Genomic DNA, 20,217 nt, shown 5'->3' with positions numbered 1-20,217 from the left:
TTTTGCAAAGATATGAAATAAAGAACAACTACGGATGAAATGTTCTACATATCCTAATCAATTGTTCTTACTCTGTTGTATACGCTTATAAGTTCTTGATAAACAGAGTTGTCTGTAAATTTCTGAGCGTGTTTAAATCCTTTTTCAATCATCTGTAAGCGTTTTTCATCATCTGAAGTAATTGCAATAATCGCCCGTTTGATTTCTTCAGTAGCATTGTTGAGATTGATGTAAATACTATCCTCTCCTCCAGCCTCTGAAAAGCAACTTCCTTGTGAAGTAATCACTGGCACTTTTGAAAACAAAGCCTCCACAATTGGTATTCCAAATCCTTCAAAAATAGACGGATAGCAAAAGATGGTGGATAGCTGATAAATTACAGCTAATTCTTCCATAGAAACATTTTTAAGTGCTATCACTCGATTTTTCATTTGGTGTTTACGACAATAAGCTTCAATCTGATCGTAGTATTTTGTTTTTTTACCAACTAATACCAAAGCGATGTCTAAATCCTTGATGGCTTTGACTATTTCTAAGGCATTTTTGCGAGGTTCGATGGCTCCCACATAAAGTACGAAACGCTCGGGAAGAGCAAATTTTTTACGCGTATGTTTTTTAATTTCAGGAGAGTATTTTTTTTTAAAAGCTTCATGACATCCCTGATATACGACAGAGATTTTTTCAGAGGGTACTCCAAGAAACTCAACGATATCGCGTTTAGTTTGTTCACTAATGGCGATGATGTGATGCGACTTTTGAGCTGCTTGACGGAATTTCCAAAAATACATCTTCCTGTCAAAAAATGAATACCACTGCGGATAACGAACGAAAATCAAATCATGAATGGTTACGATTGTTCGAGTGTGTTTTTGGATTCCAAACGGAATTTCTCCGGAAAGTCCATGATACAAATCTAAAGACTCTGTCTGTGCCAATCGGCTTATTTTTAGCATACGCCAAAGGCTTTTCATTTTTTTCCAAAAAAACGATTTGGGAGTGATAACTTTCGTGTGTCCATCAATCCTAACACCAGAGTGTACTTTGGGTTTCGGGTTGAATAGAACCAATTCAAACATTTGTTGTTCTTGAAGTATGCGAATCAAATCACGACTGTAATTCCCTAATCCCCGCATGTTGTGAAACGCTCTTTTAGCATCGAAGCCTATTTTCATACCTAACCAATCATTTTCATTTGCCTACAAAAGTACGTCTTTTTTTTATCTTCAAAAAAAAATTCCTTATTTTTTTTTAATCATTTTTGTTTTTTCAAAATTATTTTCTAAATTTGTCCCATAATTTATTTAAAACAGATATAACATGAAAACACTGAAAAAACTTGGAACACTAATGGTTGTTCTTTTTGCGACTTCTGTAGCAACAGCTCAGCACAAAATCCTTACTTTGGAGCAACTACCAGCTAAGGCACAAACTTTACTTAAAGAAAATTTTGGAGGTTTAGACATCGCAGCAATTTGGGAAGAAACTGAATATTTTTCTCAAAAAGAATACAATGTGACGTTCAACGATGGCTCAGAAATTGAATTCCGTTCTAATGGTGATTGGAAAGAGGTGAAATCGAGAACAGGAAATGTTCCCGCAAACATCATTCCTGTAGCTATAAGCCAACATATTACCAAGTATTTTCAAAATACGACTGTTAGAGAAATCAAACGTCGTAAGTCTGGAGGGTACGAAGTGGAGCTTTCAAACGGTTTGGATTTAGAGTTCAATAGCAAAGGAAGATTTGTTAGAATTGATGACTAACCAGACTTTTCTCTGTGTGTAAATCTAATTGAAGTTGATTTAACATACTTTTCAATCGGTTACCAACACAGAGACTTGATTAGAAGAAGTTTCTTGTCTACAAAACAGTTAATGAAAAGAAGCTGTCCGAAGAGGACGGCTTCTTTTTTTGGCAATGTGCTAAAAAATGGTGTTTTTTTATTTGCTTAAATAGTTGTAAACTCAGTGCGTTGATTGGAAGAGGAAGCAAGTTCTGCTGAGGAGCAACTTGTTATCAATACAATCGATGTTCAAGATGATAGTTTTAGAAGTTGTCCGAAAAGTTTAATTTTGATAAAATTCTAAAAAGAATAAATGATTGATAATCACTGTTTTTTTATAAGATTCTGTTTGAAGTTTATTTTTCGGGTAGCTTCGCTTTTATTATTTTAAACACGTCGAATTTAATTAACTTTTAAACAAGTTCGTTTTCATTTTTCTTGCGGTAACTATTAAAGAAAAAAACGCATAAAACGAAATAAAAAAGACATATTAACCACATTTTTAAATACATATCGTGAATGTCAGTAAGCGCAACGCCTCCTTGCGTTAGTGATACAAACCCTTTGATAGCGGTTGTGCTGGGGATAAATTGCGATAAAAATTGTAATAATTTGGGCAATGATTCCACAGGCCAAGAGATACCGCTGAGTATCAAAAAGGGGATAGAGGTGAACGAAATGGTCATTACGGCATCTTCACGATGTTTAAAAAACCGAATTAAGAATAAGCCCATAAAGGCAACACTTAGGAAAAACGGTAGCATAAACAAATATACGTCTATTAGCTTAGCTCGTTGAGGTATATCGAAAAAAGGCATAATAATTCCCAGTACGATGGTAATGTACAGTAACGCTATAGTTAAGTAGCTTCCTGCTTTTCCGAGTAAAGTTGCAATGACTCCACGGATGGTTCTGACGGTGTAATGATTTTGCAAAAACTCTTTCTTTTCGCGTTGTGTTCCTCCGAGAAGTCCAATTCCTGTGAGTAAAAGAGTTTGAATAATAAGTAGATACACCATCGGCATTGCAAAGGTTGCATATCCTCCGTTAGGGTTAAAAAGCGTTACAGTCTGTGCATTGATTGCTTTAATTGTATTCATCGCTTGGTGATTTGAAATCCCTTGTGCCGTAAGTCCCTTTAGTTCAATACCTGCATTCATATAAGCGATGGAGGTAGCTACAGCTTTATATACTTGTTTGTAGTAAATAAAATAGGCTACATCGTAATACCCCGAAACAGAGGGGCGCATTTTTTTATAAATCTTTTCAGAGAAATCACGTGGGATGACAACTATACCGTGAACTTTCCCTTGGTAGAACAGTTCTCGAGCTGCATCAAAATCCGATGGACTTTCACTTACCGAAACCTGCTCAGTAGCATTTATCATTCGTATTAGCTGTCTGCTTTCGCTAGTTCTACACTCGTCTACTACAGCTATATGAACGTCATTGGTCACCTCGTATGAGTACACATAGGTATATGCCCAAGCAACGATTATTGAAATGATAAAAAACGACACCCATACGGCAGAATCTGAAATAATCCGCTTCATTTCCTGCATATAAGCATATGTCACTCTGCTAATTCTTCTCATAGCCGTTTTGTTTAATAAGTTTTACAAATTTAGGGAAAGAAATAGTTATTGTGCTGATAAACAAGCAAAAAGCTAGAATGTTTTCCCAAGAATAATAGAACGAAAGACCACGTATGGCGGTATTTATGTAACTTTGTAGAAAGTGTGTGAAAGGAAAAATTTTAGCTACATATTGTATAAAAACAGGCATCGCTTCTAACGGGAAGGTATATCCTGAAAAAGAAAAAGCAATCGCCGTAAAGCCTCCACCAAAGGTTAGTGCCATTCGTAAATCTTTAAAAAAGGATACGAAAAATACAGCTAACACCTGATTAACAATAACTAAAAGCAATGAAAGCAAAATCGTAGCTCCTGCATAATTTGCCTTTGCAGGAATGCCAATTACTTTAAATAGGTAAATATCCATACATAACGCTAAAACCACAAAAACAATGGTGTAGGGGAGTAACTTGCCGATTAATAGAATCCACGCATTTTGCCCTGCTTCTTCGAAATGTATTTCAGCTGTACGATACTTAAACATTTGCCCCAAAGCAAAAATGGAAACAATCATTACTACCATTTGAAACATCATGGGAATGAACCCTAAACTCAAAAAATAATTATAGTTTTTGTAAGGGTTATAAAGTGAGTGGGTATCGTTTTTTATGGATTGAACTTCGGCAAAGGCTTGCTGGTAGGAAGCTCCTTTTTTAGTTCGTTTATTCAGATTAATCCCAGCAGAAAGCGTCGATACGGTGTTGATAAAAGCTGACTGTATGAACCCCGAAGGAAGTAAATACGCTCCGTTAGTATAACAAATAGCTTGAGTGGTTTTATTCTGCAAAATATCTTTTTCAAATCCTGAAGGAATTATTATGTAGGCATAGACCTCTCCTTTTCGCAGTTGATTTTCAGCGTTTTTAGGGCTTTCTGCCTGTTCTGAAATTTGCATAATACTGGTTGCGTCAAGCCATCGTATCAGTTGCCTTGACATTGCCGATTGGTCATAATCAGTTACTAATACAGGCAAATCTTTTGGCGTGTCTTCTTGAAAAGCGTATCCAAAGAAGCCGAAAATCAAAACTGGAAGCCCTAAAGCCATCATCAACCGTTTGGGCGATGTCAATAATTGTTTAGCTTCTTTTATAAAAATTGTACGTAATCCCATTTTGTAGCATTTAGTTTCTTCCTCTTATAGATTTTTATTTTATTCCTTCGGAAGAAAAGTTCATTTTATGAAAATATCACTCGGGTTTTAGAAAACTTGTTATCAAATACTTTCTGTTCACTATATCTCCTGATTTACTTTGAATACTTTCGGTGTGAATTTGAGTTTTCAGGTGTTTAAACCCTGACTTTAGAGCAAACTCAATGACCTCTTCTTGGTCATATAGTGTAAAACCAAATCTTGAAAAGGGCAACGTTGTCATAAATATTTTTTCGGCAAAAGTGACATTCAGTATACCAAAACGACGTAACACTCGGAAAAGTTCATCAAACATCCGTGGCGTGTCATTCCAAAAATAAATGGTATTCACACTAAATATTTTTTCAAAAGATTCTTTAGCAAAAGGCAGAACTCCCCCTCCATACTTATGGAAAAAGGCTTTTCCTAATTTTATGTACTCCTGATTGATTCTTTTAGCTTCAATATGCATTAAATCAGACACCTCCAATCCATGGTATTTTATATCCGTTTCTCTTTCAAAAATATTTTTCAAATGCTGACAATTGCCGTGCCCTAATTCCAAAAGCAAATCATCAGGACGAAGGTTTAACAAATCCACTGTATTGAGTGTCATTGCCGTATTGGTGTCGCTCATCATTTGAGCTACCTGTAGTCCTTTCTCTCCAAAAGGATTCTTCAATTGTTTGGCAAGTTCTTCAAATTTTTCCTCTTGATTCATTGTTTTTGTGAAAATGCATAGACGTTTCAAAAGTAATTAAAATACGGGAGGTGATGTAAAAAGTATGATGCCTTAAAAAAGAAAGTGTCTTTGTCAGGCTGAGCGTAGTCGAAGCCTTGTAATTATAGGGCTTCGACTACGCTCAGCCTGACAATCAGGACTTTCATCATACTTTTTATAACACGACCAAAATACGAATGTATCTGAAACATTTTCATTATTTTGCATAATAGTTTTTGAAAATAAAACAGTATAATATATTTGCAAACAAAAAGTTATCGTTCCCTCTTCATTACGACTCTTCCACAGTCATCATTGTCATCTCTCTATGAACTTTTGTTCTAAAATTTAGAAGTCGTTCCCTCTTCATTCCGATACTTTTTGTTACTTTTGGTTATTGTTTAACTAAAACAGACATTCCGGGTAACAATCCCTCTACTTTTTCTACTGGATATGCTTTGATTTCAAAGGTTTTCCGGTCGAAATCGCCTTGTGATTTGGTTGCTGTCCATGTAGCGAAATCAGCCATTACGGCAATGTGTTTAACCTCAAGGGTAATTTCTCGATTGTCCAAAGCAGGAACAAAAGCGTTGAATTTAGTCCCTTTTTGGAAACGACCCATAAAATCTTCACGAATGTTCAAAACTACCCAAATATCTGATAAATCAACCAAGGTAATAATGGGATAGCCTGTATTGACCAATTCTCCTTCGTTGGGTATAATCTTTTGAATTTCAGCAGATAAAGGGGCGTACAGATTCGATTCGTTTTTGTAGGAAGTAACTTCGTTTATGGCTCCTTGAGCTTTGTCAACCAAAGCTTTAGCTGCTTGTTTATCTTCTTGTTGAGCTCCTGCCAAAGCCAAGTCGTATTGTGATTTTGCCGCATTGGCTTGTTGTATGGCTGCTTGGTATTTGGTGTAGACCTCATCTCTTTTTTGAGCAGAAACCAATTGTTCTTTGAACATATTTTCAACTCTTTTGTATGAAGTTTCTGCAAAATCAGCAGCAACTTTGGCTTGTTGCCAAAGACTGTACGCACCTTGTATTTGCTGACTTCTAGCTCCTGCGTTAGCTTTGTTAAGTTGAGCTTGAGCAGCGTTGTGAGCAGCATTGGCTTGTTCTAATTTTGCATTAATTTCAGGAGTTTCAATGCTTAAAAGCAAATCTCCTTTTTTAACGGATTGTCCTTCTTGAACTACAATCTTATCAACACGTCCTGGAATTTTTGGAGCTACATTAATTTGTTTTGCTTCTGCTTGACCTTGCCAATAATGCTCTTCTGCTCGGAATAATGAACTTATGGCAATAATAGCAATGACGATAATGATTATGATTGGTATTAATTTAAAAATTCTTTTTCCTTTCATTTTAATTATTTTTTTATAATTCTTAATCTCTATTTTTTTTAGGTTGTATGGGATATTTGACTATTTATCCTTACGAGTTTTATTGTACGGAATAGTTGCTTAAAGTACCTGTGGTTTTTAACATTTCCATGGCTGCTTGACGTTGTTGCTGAATACCTTGTATTTGCTCAATTACTACCTTGTAATATTCATTTTCAACTTCCAATCGGTCTGAAATATCAATCAAACCTTCCGTATATTGCCTTATAGCAGTGTCCAAACTGTTCTTAGCAACGACTACTTTCTGTTGATTAATGTGCATTTTTTCATTTGCGATACGATAATTAACCATGTTTTTATCAAGTAATAGCGAAAGTTTGTCATGAGCATCAGTCAATTTACTTTTTGTGGTTGCAATGTCTAACTTGGTTTGCTTGATTTTATTAATTCGGCTCATTCCACCGAATAACTCCCACTTCACGCCAACTCCAACAAACCATGTTGGTGAGAAAGTGATTTCGTTTACGCCGATGTGTATGTGTTTTTTTGTTAAGGGTGACATTCCTAAGTCAAGATTAGCATCGAATAAAGATGTATAACGAACTCCTCCCATAGCCATCATTTGTGGTAAGAAAGAACCTTTTTCTTTTTTAAGCAACCATTCTTGAGCTTCTATGAAAGATTGTAAAGCTTTTATTTCGTGTTTGTTTTCAATAGATAAATTTGTATTGTCAATGATAATAAAAGGCTCAAAATCATTTACAACAGATTCGATTTGTGCCGAATCAAGTCCTGTTAAGTAATTGATTTTTTTGTAGATAAGGCTTTTGTTTCCGTCAAGTTCAGCTTGTTTCGAGGCTAATTCTAACTGAGCCAATTTTATCTTATCTCTATCAAAAGGAATAGCTAATCCTTGTTCAATACCTTTTTCAACTCGTTTGGCTTCGTTTTCTAATCGTTTTGCACTGTCGTCAATGAGTTTTTGAATCGCTTCCAATACTTTGATTTGGTCAAAACTCGTTACTATTTCTTGTATTAATTCGTCGGCTACAATTTTTCCTAAATATTCAGTTCCTATTCGTTTGCTTTCCAAAGCTTTAGCTCCATATGGGATTTGCAAACCACTGAAAAGAACCATTTTAGCTGTAACGCCCCCCATCATAACATTTCCGTATGACTCGGAATGTTTTGTTGTATTAAAAATCGTATTAAAAAGAGGTAGCTTCAATAAGGGTAGATGTTGAGTTTCCAATTCCATCTTTGTATTGCTATCGGTATACAGATAGGCTCCCGAAGCTTCCACTCTGGGGATGTATTTCTGTAATACATCCTTACGTTCTAACGCTAACTTTTCCTGTTCAATTTCCTTTTGTTTTAAAGTTTCATTTTTTTTCAATCCTGAACGTATGGCTTGGTCAAGAGATTGAGAAACAATGACCTGTGCTTTTGAGCATATGGATAAAAGAGTAGCTCCGATTATTAAAAATGATTTTTTTGCATTCATTATCAAATATGATTTAATGGCTAATAAAATTCGGTGCAAAAGTAAGTTTTTTTTTAATGCTAATGTGACACAAATGTGTCATAATCATTCCTTGTTGAGGATGTTTTTTCGGATTCGTGTTAAAGCCTGCCTACTGATACCTAAATATGAACACAGGTGGGAAACAGATACGCGATTTACCAATTCGGGATTCTCTTTCATCAAATCCAAGTAGCGTGTTTCAGCATCATTAAACAGAAAGCTTTCTACGCGCCTGTACACTCTTTTGAAAGCATTTTCAGCAACCAGACGCATATAGCGTTCAAAAAAAGGGATTTTGTCAGAGCATTTACGTAAATGTTCGTATGAATGGTTGATAATAGTCGTTTTTTCGAGACATTGGAAGTAAAACCGACTTCTTCGAGGAGAGTCCAAGGTGGTGTAATCGGCTACGAAAATTTCCTCTTGATGGAAACTTACGGTAATGTCATTGCCTTGTTCGTCTATGTAGAAACCTCGTAGCAAACCTTCTGCTACAAAACCAATTTGGTTTTGCTCTTCATCCGCTTTAATATAAAAATCTTTCAAATGAAGCGTTTCTATTGAAAGCCCTTTTGCAAAATAACATAAATCCTCCTCAGTAAGTTTTGGGCAAAGTGTTTTTACAAAACTGAGGTATTTTATCATAACATCTTGCATAGAAAACGTTTTCAGGCAAAGATATAAAATCAAATGTGAATAGCAAATTATGATTTGGGTTTTTCAGAGTCAATCGAATTGTTTAGCAAAGCGGCGTGTTTTGGTGGTATGAATTTGTAGAAAAGTACAACGACATAAATAATTATAATTTCTACTTTTTAATTTTTAGGAGTACGCTTTAAGGTTAAATTTTTTTCAATAGAGGTTCATTTTCTATGAGGTTAGACGTACGAAATCATATTTCTAGAGCTATTGTAATACATAGGGACTTTGTGGATATGTAGTTTATTTTTAATGAATTACGAAAAAAAAGTTATTTTTACCAACCATACATAAATATAGGATATGTTTTATGTTTCAATATGGCTTAAACTCTAATTTACTGAAACTTTATACTTTCACTTACTTTTAAGTTTAAAATGGTTGAAATAAACGAATTAAATCCTGAAAAATTTCATGCGTTCAATTTAATTTTTGTTGAATTGGTATAAGAATTTCGTAAGTAGTAAAATTGTACTTGGGGTTGAATCTAAGTTGCGTGAAAAAATGTAACTAAAATCCTTTATTTTTCTCAATTTCTTTGTACCTTTGTTCCCAAATATCAATAGAGCAAATAAAGAATTCAATTATGAAGAATTATGGTGTTGTAGTGCGACATAGGGTTCGCATATTTATGGCTGTAGTAATGTTTTTTACTACAATGTTAGGTTTTTCGCAAGATTCTACTCCTGTGTTGGACGCTCAATCCAATCCACCACAGCTTGGTGCATGTGGTGATGCGGCCACTTTTACAGTGACTTTGAATTTGGGAACTACAGCTTATCCTAATGCACAGTTGGAAATTACTATTCCTAATGATTTTGAGTATGTTAATGGAGAGCAGACCAATGTAGGTGCCGTAAACTTTGTTTCCCAAACGGGTAATAAAGTAACCCTCAACTTGAACATACCTGCCCATACAGCAACTCAGCCACAGATGCACGTAACATTTAAGGCTAAAGCCCTTTGTGGTAGTATTGCAACAACAGCAGTGGGAGCAACAAAACCTCGAATGCGTTACAAGCTCACTGGCGCAGGAGCTGAGCAACTCAAAGAAGGTAAGGATATTAACGTATTGTATGCAGCACTAAAAACAAGTGTTACACCTCCCACTTCAACGATGGCATCAGGAGAACAGGTTGTACGTAATATTACTATTACTAATGGAGGTAATGGAGCTATAAAAAGTTTCAAGCTAACTACCACAATGGGAGCTGGTTTGCAAATAGTAAATTCCGACACTTCACTAGCTACAGGTTGGACTGTGAATCATAACGGGGCTGGAGAATACGAATTTTCGGGTTCTACGCTGGATCCTGGACAATCGGTCACAATCAAACAAACTGTAAGTTTACAAGGATGTTCTGATTTTACGAGTTCATATACGGCAAGTTACGGATGTGGAGGTGCCCTCTCGTGTGACTATCCAAAGAAAGAAGAAGCAACTGCTAATCCTACTGCTAATTTTGACCCTACGAAAAAACCTAATTTGGAGGTTACAAACGTAAAGGCTGACGGAACTTTTGACGCAATTGTAACTCCTGGTGAGTTGTGTTTGAACACGGATATTACCCATCATATAAGAATACATAATAAAGGAGGAGCGTTGGCTAAAAATCCTATTATTACTTTAGAAACTTCTCGTGGTGAACGCTTTGGTTCTACTCATTTATTGGACGGACAATATGAAATGTCTTTTGATCCTAATTTTATCACAGTTCAGATACCAACAGTAAAGCATTCTACTCCCATAAATTCGACTTATGGAGCACGTTTTGGTACAGCAGGAAAAACGGAATTAGTTGAACTTAATTTGAGTGACATTCCTGCGGGGCAGTCTTTGTATCTACGTTTTAAATCGCGTAATAACGCTCCAGTAGGGGATTGTACTAATCGCCCTGATACCGAAATTGCTTTTGGTTATATTGTAGATAAAGTAAAGTACAGCGATTCAAGTGTTTGTAATCCTGATCCAGATAGATATACTTCTAATCACGTTATTAGTGAGGGGATGCAAATTGAGGCAAGTGGATCAAACGTAATGGGAGCTCTCACGGTATCCAACGGAGAGATATATGACGGAAATTTTACGTTGCACAGGCTTTTAGCTTCACCAGCAGGATTGAAAGCAGGAGATTATTTTGATGTAGTTTTAGAACTTTCGCCGTCATTAACAGTTGAAGATGAAAATACACTAAAAATTAAAAATTCGGAGGGGAATCCATATACCGTTACACCTATTCAAGATGGCAATAAATGGCGTTTTCGTTTCAAATTTAATGAAATTTTTATTGGTACAGCTAAGTGGACTTCTACTTTCCAAGCATTCTCAGCACTACTTGAATTTAAAGCTAGGTATCAATGTGGTTCGGGTACGAGCGGAGCACCTGCGTGGTATAAAGTTAATATGGAGTTGAAGCGAGAAATCTCTTGTAGTACTTCCGATATAATGTCAACACGTTGTACTCAAGTAGATCTACAGCCTCTGGGATGCACCTCTGGTTGTACTGATGGTTTAGTTCGTCAAACTCCTAAAATACAAAGACTTACTTATGGAAATAAACCAACTAATCCTGACAATGCAGGGAAGCCTTTGTATCCTTTAACACCGATAGATGATTTTTCTAATATAGCTACTTCATCATATCACGCAGGAGATCGTATTCGTTTTGAACAAAGTGGTGTAGTGCAAAAAACTATTGCTACCGAAGTTTGGACGGAAGGGCAATTTTCAGTAGAAATTCCTGATATTTATGCTTTGGGAACTGCTCCAAAAAGCATTATTCATAATGAAACCTTGAAATTGGTACTTGAAAGAGGTGGTAATACCTACACCGCCACGGGGCTGAGCTATACGGGAGGGGATAATGCCGCTACGGCTACCATAACTGTCCATTTTGATATGAATACCTTACATACAAAGGGATTTCCTAATACAATTACCGATTTTCAGAACTCTGATAAACTGACCATTTCCTTTGAGATGACCCCTAATAATTATGGTGTTACCAATTCAGGAGGTAAAGTAATTGTGAAAGGGCAGAAGATATTTAGACCAAATTTTAAATTGACATATGGTGGAAATGATAGAGTTTGCGGACCTTCTGGGCTTGCTAACAGTTATTATGCTCTAACAAGATTTGCTATCTATATTGGCGGAAATTCGGTGGAGTCCTATCGTCGTATTACAGAATGCCAAACTACGGGTAATGTATATTTTTATTATGATGCACTTGTCAATGAACAACGTATATCGAATACCTTGTTTCCTAACGAACATCGAACGTTTTTAACACCTAAAAAAGCGGTTTTCAATGTGCCAAAAGGACTTCTTTTAACAGAAATTTACTTTACTTTAGAAGGGCAAGGCACATCAAGTTTTGGAGGAGTTAATGGTCGATATGTACTTCCTACTCCCATAACAAATAATCCTAACTTTGAATTTGATCTGAAAGAATATTTAAGTAATAAGTTAGGTACACCTACTTTAAATTTAGATGAAGGATATCGTTTTTTCATCAATCCTGTGCTAAAACCAACTTGCCACGCAGGAGATTCCGAAGAATTAAAAATGAGTTTATTCTTGGAGGGTACTGGGCAGTCCGTTCATAGTCCACGATTGGTTTATAACAACAATGATAACATACCTGTTCCTACACAAACAATTACTTATTTGATTGATAACAATAAAATTACCTCTTTTGTGGCACAACCTATCCATACGGGTAATACTGATGAGGTAAGTTGGGTAGTACAAGTGGCTAACTCATCTATTTTCCATAAATTTACTAATTTATGGATAGGTGCTACGGATATGAATATCACTTCGGTACAAGAGGTTACCAACGCAACAGGAGACACCCCTATTGGATCTGTATTAGCCAAAGAGGCCTCGGGTATTTTTAAATTAGGAGAATTAGCTACTACTGAGACGCGTTTCTTCTTGGTAAAATCCAATATATCTGATTGTGGACAAGGAGATAGGACTATTTTGTTTGGACAAGGTTGTGAGGGCTATCCGAATGCTATTGATGCAGACTCGCCCTGTGTGAAGAAGTTACCTGTAAAATACGCAAAAACGGAAGCCGCATTTCAAGTGAAAATTATAAGCCAACCACCGGCAGATTATCGCCCGAATTTGTGTGATCAAATTGAATACGATATTGAGATTAACAATTCCGGAGCAGGTTTGGCAAAGGATATTCATTTAGATATCCCCTTAGGAACTGATCAAGGATTATTCTTTGTTTCTGGAAGTGCCTATATTTCTCAAAAGTATACAACAGGAACACAAAGTACTACTGGAAGTTGGGCAAATGCTAACGTAACAAGTGCTAATGATATTATTTCTATTGGACTGGCAACCAATACATTGTCTATTGGAGAGAAAATCCGAGTACGTTTCAAGGTACAAACCACGAGTGATTGTAGATTTACAAGTCATCAAAAATTACAATTTATTCCGAAAGGAAGAAATTTCTGTGGTAGCGATATAATTGATATTAATAGTGCTACCAGTGATAACATCATTATCCAAGGAGATAATTCTAACAGACCTATCGTAGTTATAGAAAAAGCAACAGCAACCGTGACTTTCGCTGAAATAGGGGCTACGGGATCTCCAATGGCTAAATATGAGGTGAAATTTGTTAATAAGGGAAGTGATATTAACTCTGATGCTATAAATGCCAATGCTAAGTTTGCTGTTAAATTACCGACAGGCTGGACGTTTGTTAATCAACAAGAAATAGCAACTAAATCGGGTGGCAAATTACAGTATGAGAGCTTGGAGGATGGTTTCTATGTATATAAATTACTGACCTCAATGCCTAAAGGTGAGGCTCTGGAAATAAACGATATTTCGATGGAGTTTACAGGTGCCATGAATTGCGATAATGCAGGGGAGGTACAAACACAATTGTATTACGTGGTGGATGTAGGAACTTTTGGTTCTAACTGTAGCGTTGCACCAACGTGTAATTTGAAAACAGTTATTGTAGACCGTAAACAGCTATTAGTAAATAAAGTACCAAAGGCTAAATTGAAAACGGATGCAAATACTGATTTGTGTGGCACTAAAACTATAGCCGATTTAAATACTTTGGTTACAGGAAATGCAAACTTAGTTTGGTATGCTACGCAAACAGGAGGAGTTCCTTTGGCAACTAACGTTCAAATTCCTACCGGAACAACAAGCTATTATTTAGCACTTAAAGATGCCCTTACGGATTGCGAAAGTGCAGAGCGATTAGTTGTCACGGTTACTGTGAAAGAAATCTCAGAAAGAGGTCGTATTAGTAGAAGACAATTCTGTGATATTTCTTCGCTGACAGTTCAAAAATTAAAAGAAACTATAAACCTTGATGAAGAAGGCCTTATTAAAGTCTATGATAATGGGGGAGGTACGGCTAAGTTAGACACTGATATTTTAACCCCAGGTGTATTATATCAGTACACTCGTACTCAAGCTGGGAAATGCGAGAGTGATCGTAGAGATATTACGCTTATTATAGGAAAAACACCGACACCTGTATTATCAGAAGTTCTTTGTGGACAGATGACCGTTGATCAGTTAAAAGCCAAATTCCCAACACCTTCAACTATCAAAGTATATAATGGAACTTCTGAGGTTACATCGGGTAGTTTAGGCGTAGGAAACTATCAGATTACCAATACCGAAAACGGTAAATGCGAAAGCGATAAGTTGAATATAACCATTTATGAATCACCTGTACTAAATATAGCTAAAACGGATGCTTCTTGTGGTGTAGCACCATCTGTAAAAATTAATGGATATAATACAGCTTTTACATATACCATAACACCGAATTTGACCATAGCAACGGATGGTACAATTACAGGATATACATACGGAACCTCGTATGAAGTAAAAGTAACCAATGGAGGTTGTAGTGCTATACAAAATTTCGTAGTAAACAACACTTGTACAATTGACGCTGTTGATGATTTGCTTATAGAGGTTGATGCACTTAGTCCTTTGCGTACGTCTACAACGACGATATTGTCGAATGATACTTTAGGAACTGCATCGGCAACGTCTACCAATGTAACTATTACACAAATAGCCACTACCGACCCGCGTGTAACAATTGACACGGCAACGGGTAAAGTACAAGTGAACAGTGATTCTGTTCCTACAGGAATATATACGATTACTTATCGTATCTGTGAAAGAGTAAATGATATGCCTTGTGATACGGCGACGGTAACGGTAAAAGTAATAAACATCAATACAGGAGATGATGAATTTACGTATGAAAACGGATCTCTTTCAGGAAGTGGAAATATATTGGATAATGATAAGTATAACGGAACGATTCCAAGCATACCTGTAGAGGTAGATCTGACAACATCAGCACTTCCAGAAGGCATAACGGTAAGTCCAACGGGAGATATTCTTGTAAGTAACGCTAAAAGTGGAATATATACCTTTACGTATCAGCTTTGTTCGAAAGTATTTACGGACGTTTGTGATTCGGCGACTGTAACTATAACAGTAAAAAATAGGATAGAAGCCAATGATGACGACAATGGAGATTCTGTAAACGGTTATAATTTAGTACCTAACAGTACGATAGATATTTTTGCTAATGATAGGTTAGACGGAAAAGGAGTGAGTTCACAAACTGTCACCATAACCACACATACGTCATTGCCTGTTGGAGTAACTATTGATGTTAACGGAAAAGTAACCATTGGTAGTGATACCCCTACGGGATTACATTCGTTTACTTACACTCTTTGTGAAAAAGGCGTCACACCAGCGAACTGTGATACAGCAAAAGTTATTTTCACTGTTAAAAATATCGACGCTGTTGATGATGATTTTGGAGTTCAAACTGTAGGAACGACCACGAAGACAGTGTTTGAAAACGACAAGTTGAATGGAGTATCACCAACGAGTGCGACGGTAAGTGTGACATCTGCGAATTTACCAATTGGAGTAACACTTAATTCGGATGGTACGTTAACGATAGGAAATACAGCTTCATCGGGTACACATACGTTTACTTATACTATTTGTGATAAGGCAAATACAGGTATTTGCGATACAGCTACAGCTACGATTACGATTAAGAAAGTGACAGCTACTGATGATTCTTATTTGGTAACGAACACAACGGCAACCCAAACGGTAGGTAACGTATTGGATAATGACAAGGTAGGAACGCAAACGGCTACGACCACTTTGGTAACTATCGACAATATCCAAAATCCTACGGGCACGAACGTACCTGTTTTGGGCACGAACGGAAACATCACGATTCCACAAGGAACTTTACCAAACATTTATACGATAACGTATGAAATATGCTTGTCAGGAGGCACTACGGATTGTGATACTGCGGAAGTACAAGTTGTTGTAGGAACGCCTACGTTAACAGTTGCTAACGATACCTATACGGCTACGACAATTGCTACTCCTAGGGTAGTGGGTAATGTGTTGAGCAATGACGAGATTAATGGTCATACCCCTGTATTGCCTTCGTTTGTGAATATAGGAGTTAAACAACCGGCGACCCCTATTGGAGCGGGAGTGCCCCCTACTTTATCAACCATTACGGGAGATGTAGAAGTACCTACCAATACCCCTGCAGGAGTTTATACGATAGTGTATGAATTGTGTCCTAAGGGTATTGTTACGGGTTCAGCATCTTGCAAAACAGCGACGGTGACAGTGACAGTATCCGCACCTGAGATAGTGGCATTGCCAAATGCCTATACGGTAACGACAACGACCACGACCCAAACGGTAGGTAATGTATTGGATAATGATAGTTTAGGCGGAGCTTCCGTAAGCACTTCAACGGTGACCTTAACTCCGGGTGCGTTTACACATCCTAATATCACAATGGGTACGGACGGAAACATAACGATTTCACCGAACACGCCATCAGGTACGTACACAGGTACTTATACGATTTGTGATAGAGTGAATACGAGCAACTGTACAAGCACTACGGTAACGATAGTAGTTACAGCTGTAACAACCCCTACGGTAATCACGGCTACTGACGACCCAGTAACTGTAACGACCACTCAGAGTGGAACAGTAGTTAACGTATTGGATAATGATAAAATTGGCACGAACACACCGACAACATCTGATGTAACGATAACGGTAACTTCAACTCCAACTGGAACAATCGTACCGAACTTAGACCCATCGACAGGAAATGTTACGGTACCATCAGGTACGCCAACGGGAACGTATGTTATAGGCTATGAAATCTGTACAAAATCAGGAACGACTACTTGTGCTACGGCTACTGTAGTAATAACAGTTACGGAGGTAGTAACACCAACAAATACGACTGTAGCGAAAGATGACTTTAGAACTACTTATGTAAATACTCAAGTTTCAGGAAGTGTAGCAGCGAACGATTTAGATCCTGAGGGAGATACGCAAGTATGGACAACACAAACAAATACATTAGGAGGACATAGCTTTGTGTTGAACGCAGACGGAACATATACGTTTACTCCTTCTACAGGTTTTGTAGGAACAGTATCTTATACATATGAAGTATGTGATAATGGAACACCTCAAGCATGTGCTACGGCGACGGTTTACATCTCAGTGAAGCAAGTAGCTACGCCTACAGCGAATACAGATACGTTTACAGTTACCACTTCGACCAACACGCAAACAGTAGGAAACGTGTTGGATAACGACAAGCTTGGTACAAAAACGCCAACAACATCTGATGTAACGATAACGGTAACGTCAACCCCTACGGGAACAATCGTACCGAACTTAGACCCTGTAACAGGAGATGTTACGGTACCATCAGGTACACCAACGGGAACGTATGTTATAGGTTATGAAATCTGTACAAAAGTAGGAACGATTACCTGCGACACAGCTACGGTAACTGTAATAGTTACTGCGGTAACAACCCCTACGGTAATCACGGCTACTGACGACCCAGTAACTGTAACGACCACTCAAAGTGGAACTGTAGTTAACGTATTGGATAATGATAAAATTGGTACAAAAACGCCGACAACATCTGATGTAACGATAACTGTAACGTCAACCCCAACAGGAACAGTTGTACCGAACTTAGACCCTGTAACAGGAGATGTTACGGTACCATCAGGTACTCCAACGGGAACATATACAATTGGTTATGAGATTTGTACAAAATCAGGAACGATTACTTGTGCTACGGCTACTGTAGTAATAACAGTTACGGAGGTAGTAACACCAACAAATACGACTGTAGCGAAAGATGATATTAATAATACTTATGTAAATACTCAAGTTTCAGGAAGTGTAGGAACGAACGATTTAGATCCTCAGGGAGATACGCAAGTATGGACAACACAAACAAATACAGTAGGAGGACATAGCTTTGTGTTGAACGCAGACGGAACATATACGTTTACTCCTTCTACAGGTTTTGTAGGAACAGTATCTTATACATATGAAGTATGTGATGATGGAACACCTCAAGCATGTGCTACGGCTACGGTTTACATCTCAGTGAAGCAAGTAGCTACGCCTACAGCGAATTCGGATACATTTATAGTTACCACTTCGACCAACACGCAAACAGTAGGAAACGTATTGGATAACGACAAGCTTGGTACAAAAACACCAACAACATCTGATGTAACGATAACTGTAACGTCAACCCCAACGGGAACAATCGTACCGAACTTAGACCCTGTAACAGGAAATGTTATGGTACCATCAGGTACACCAACGGGAACGTATACGATAGGTTATAGCATCTGTACAAAATCAGCAACGATTACTTGTGATATTGCTACAGTAACGATAGTAGTTACAGAGGTAACAACTCCAACGACCCCTACGGTAGTCACCGCTACTGATGATGTAGTCACCGTAACGACCACAGAAAGTGGAACTGTAGTTAACGTATTGGATAATGATAAAATTGGTACTAATACACCGACAACATCTGATGTAACGATAACTGTAACGTCAACCCCAACGGGAACAATCGTACCGAACTTAGACCCTGTAACAGGAAATGTTACGGTACCATCAGGTACGCCAACGGGAACGTATACGATAGGTTATAGCATCTGTACAAAAGTAGGTACAGTAACTTGTAGTACAGCCACAGTAACGATTACAGTTACAGAGGTAGTAACACCAACAGTGTTAATCGCTACTGACGACCCAGTAACTGTAACGACCACTCAAAGTGGAACTGTAGTTAACGTGTTGGATAATGATAAAATCGGTACGAACACACCAACAACATCTGATGTAACGATAACTGTAACGTCAACCCCAACAGGAACAATCGTACCGAACTTAGACCCATCGACAGGAAATGTTACAGTACCGTCAGGTACACCAACGGGAACGTATGTTATAGGTTATGAAATCTGTACGAAATCAGTAACGATTACATGCGATACTGCTACGGTAACAGTGGTAGTTACAGAGGTAACAACTCCAACGACACCTGTAGTAGCGAAAGATGATGTTGAACAGACGGTAGTTGATACACCTGTTACGGTTAAAGTAGTATCTAATGATCAGCATGTGCCTACGCAAGGAACCTTGACTATTGTTACGCAACCTAAAAACGGAACGGTTGTTATCAATAACAATGGAACGACTAATGATCCGTCGGATGATGAGGTTGTTTACACACCTAACCGAGGTTATGCAGGAGTAGACAGTTTCGAGTATGAGCTTTGCGATACGATGGGTAACTGTTCTATAGCTAAAGTAACGATAACGGTGTTGAATGATGTAATTCCTCACAATGGTATTTCTGTAAATGGAGATGGATTGAATGATTACTTCCATATTCAAGGTATAGAGAGATATCCTAATAATACGGTTCGTATTTACAATCGTTGGGGAGTTAAGGTATTTGAGACGAAGGGCTATGATAATGTTAATAGAGTATTCCGAGCGATTTCAAATGGACGAGTAACGATTGAAGCTCCTGAGAAATTGCCACAAGGTACGTATTACTATATCATTGAATACACCGATAACAACAACAAGAAACATACGAAAGGAAGTTGGTTGTATATTAAGAAGTAACCGCTGACTGAATAAGTGAAAGAGAGATTATCCTAAATGGGTAATCTCTCTTTTATTTGCTAAAGTTTGGAAGCTAATAATCAAATAAAAAGTTTGACATTAAGTTTAATGAAATATTTTTGACTGTAAAAACAAAATATGCTTCAATGATTATTTTCCAGAGCTTTTTTGAATTACAAAAAGTGGGGTTCTATGGAAAGTAAGAGTTCTTTGGAATTTGTATACAGTTTAAAAAAATACTATTTGTTGTGAATGTAACAAAAAAAATGAATTGCAATACAATGAAATCATTTAAATTCATTTATTTTGCAAAGTCTA

General features: G+C 37.3%; 9 protein-coding genes. 2 read left to right on the top strand and 7 right to left on the bottom strand.

From position 1 onward, the window contains the following. Positions 1 to 53: 53 nt before the first annotated feature. Positions 54 to 1,172, bottom strand: coding sequence for a glycosyltransferase family 1 protein (locus ACF3OB_RS05480; RefSeq protein ID WP_172914745.1), 1,119 nt, complete (start codon positions 1,170 to 1,172; stop codon positions 54 to 56). Between the two features lie 145 nt (positions 1,173 to 1,317). Here ACF3OB_RS05480 and ACF3OB_RS05475 point away from each other — a divergent pair, with 145 nt between their 5' ends. Next, positions 1,318 to 1,764 (top strand): PepSY-like domain-containing protein, encoded by a 447-nt coding sequence (locus ACF3OB_RS05475; protein ID WP_042006730.1) that lies wholly within the window; start codon positions 1,318 to 1,320, stop codon positions 1,762 to 1,764. A 433-nt stretch (positions 1,765 to 2,197) separates the two neighbouring features. On the opposite strand, the gene ACF3OB_RS05470 is transcribed toward ACF3OB_RS05475, so the two are convergent. The 6 genes from ACF3OB_RS05470 to ACF3OB_RS05445 all read right to left on the bottom strand — a co-directional run bounded on the left by ACF3OB_RS05470 (position 2,198) and on the right by ACF3OB_RS05445 (position 8,786). Beyond that, on the bottom strand, positions 2,198 to 3,379 hold the full coding sequence (locus ACF3OB_RS05470; protein ID WP_392448687.1) for an ABC transporter permease: 1,182 nt from the start codon (positions 3,377 to 3,379) through the stop codon (positions 2,198 to 2,200). Next, a complete protein-coding gene (locus tag ACF3OB_RS05465) occupies positions 3,366 to 4,529 on the bottom strand; it encodes an ABC transporter permease (protein WP_392448685.1) in 1,164 nt (387 codons plus the stop codon). The genes ACF3OB_RS05470 and ACF3OB_RS05465 overlap by 14 nt, the downstream gene beginning before the upstream one ends. Positions 4,530 to 4,605: 76 nt before the next feature. Continuing rightward, on the bottom strand, positions 4,606 to 5,268 hold the full coding sequence (locus ACF3OB_RS05460; protein WP_095912210.1) for a class I SAM-dependent methyltransferase: 663 nt from the start codon (positions 5,266 to 5,268) through the stop codon (positions 4,606 to 4,608). 394 nt (positions 5,269 to 5,662) lie between these two features. Then, positions 5,663 to 6,637: an HlyD family secretion protein gene (locus ACF3OB_RS05455; RefSeq protein WP_042006737.1), complete on the bottom strand. Its 975-nt coding sequence runs from the start codon at positions 6,635 to 6,637 to the stop codon at positions 5,663 to 5,665. A 79-nt stretch (positions 6,638 to 6,716) separates the two neighbouring features. Continuing rightward, positions 6,717 to 8,120: a TolC family protein gene (locus tag ACF3OB_RS05450; protein ID WP_392448683.1), complete on the bottom strand. Its 1,404-nt coding sequence runs from the start codon at positions 8,118 to 8,120 to the stop codon at positions 6,717 to 6,719. A gap of 84 nt (positions 8,121 to 8,204) precedes the next feature. Then, positions 8,205 to 8,786 (bottom strand): Crp/Fnr family transcriptional regulator, encoded by a 582-nt coding sequence (locus tag ACF3OB_RS05445; protein ID WP_241693967.1) that lies wholly within the window; start codon positions 8,784 to 8,786, stop codon positions 8,205 to 8,207. 640 nt (positions 8,787 to 9,426) lie between these two features. Between ACF3OB_RS05445 and ACF3OB_RS05440 the strand changes: the two genes are divergently transcribed. Further along, complete coding sequence (locus ACF3OB_RS05440; RefSeq protein WP_392448681.1) at positions 9,427 to 19,899, top strand: Ig-like domain-containing protein; 10,473 nt, start codon at positions 9,427 to 9,429, stop codon at positions 19,897 to 19,899. The last annotated feature ends 318 nt before the right edge of the window (positions 19,900 to 20,217 follow it).

This window comes from Capnocytophaga canis, assembly GCF_043187445.1.
Lineage (GTDB): Bacteria > Bacteroidota > Bacteroidia > Flavobacteriales > Flavobacteriaceae > Capnocytophaga > Capnocytophaga canis.
The sequence above is the reverse complement of the archived record's forward strand: the minus strand, read 5'-3'. Positions and strand labels throughout refer to the sequence as shown.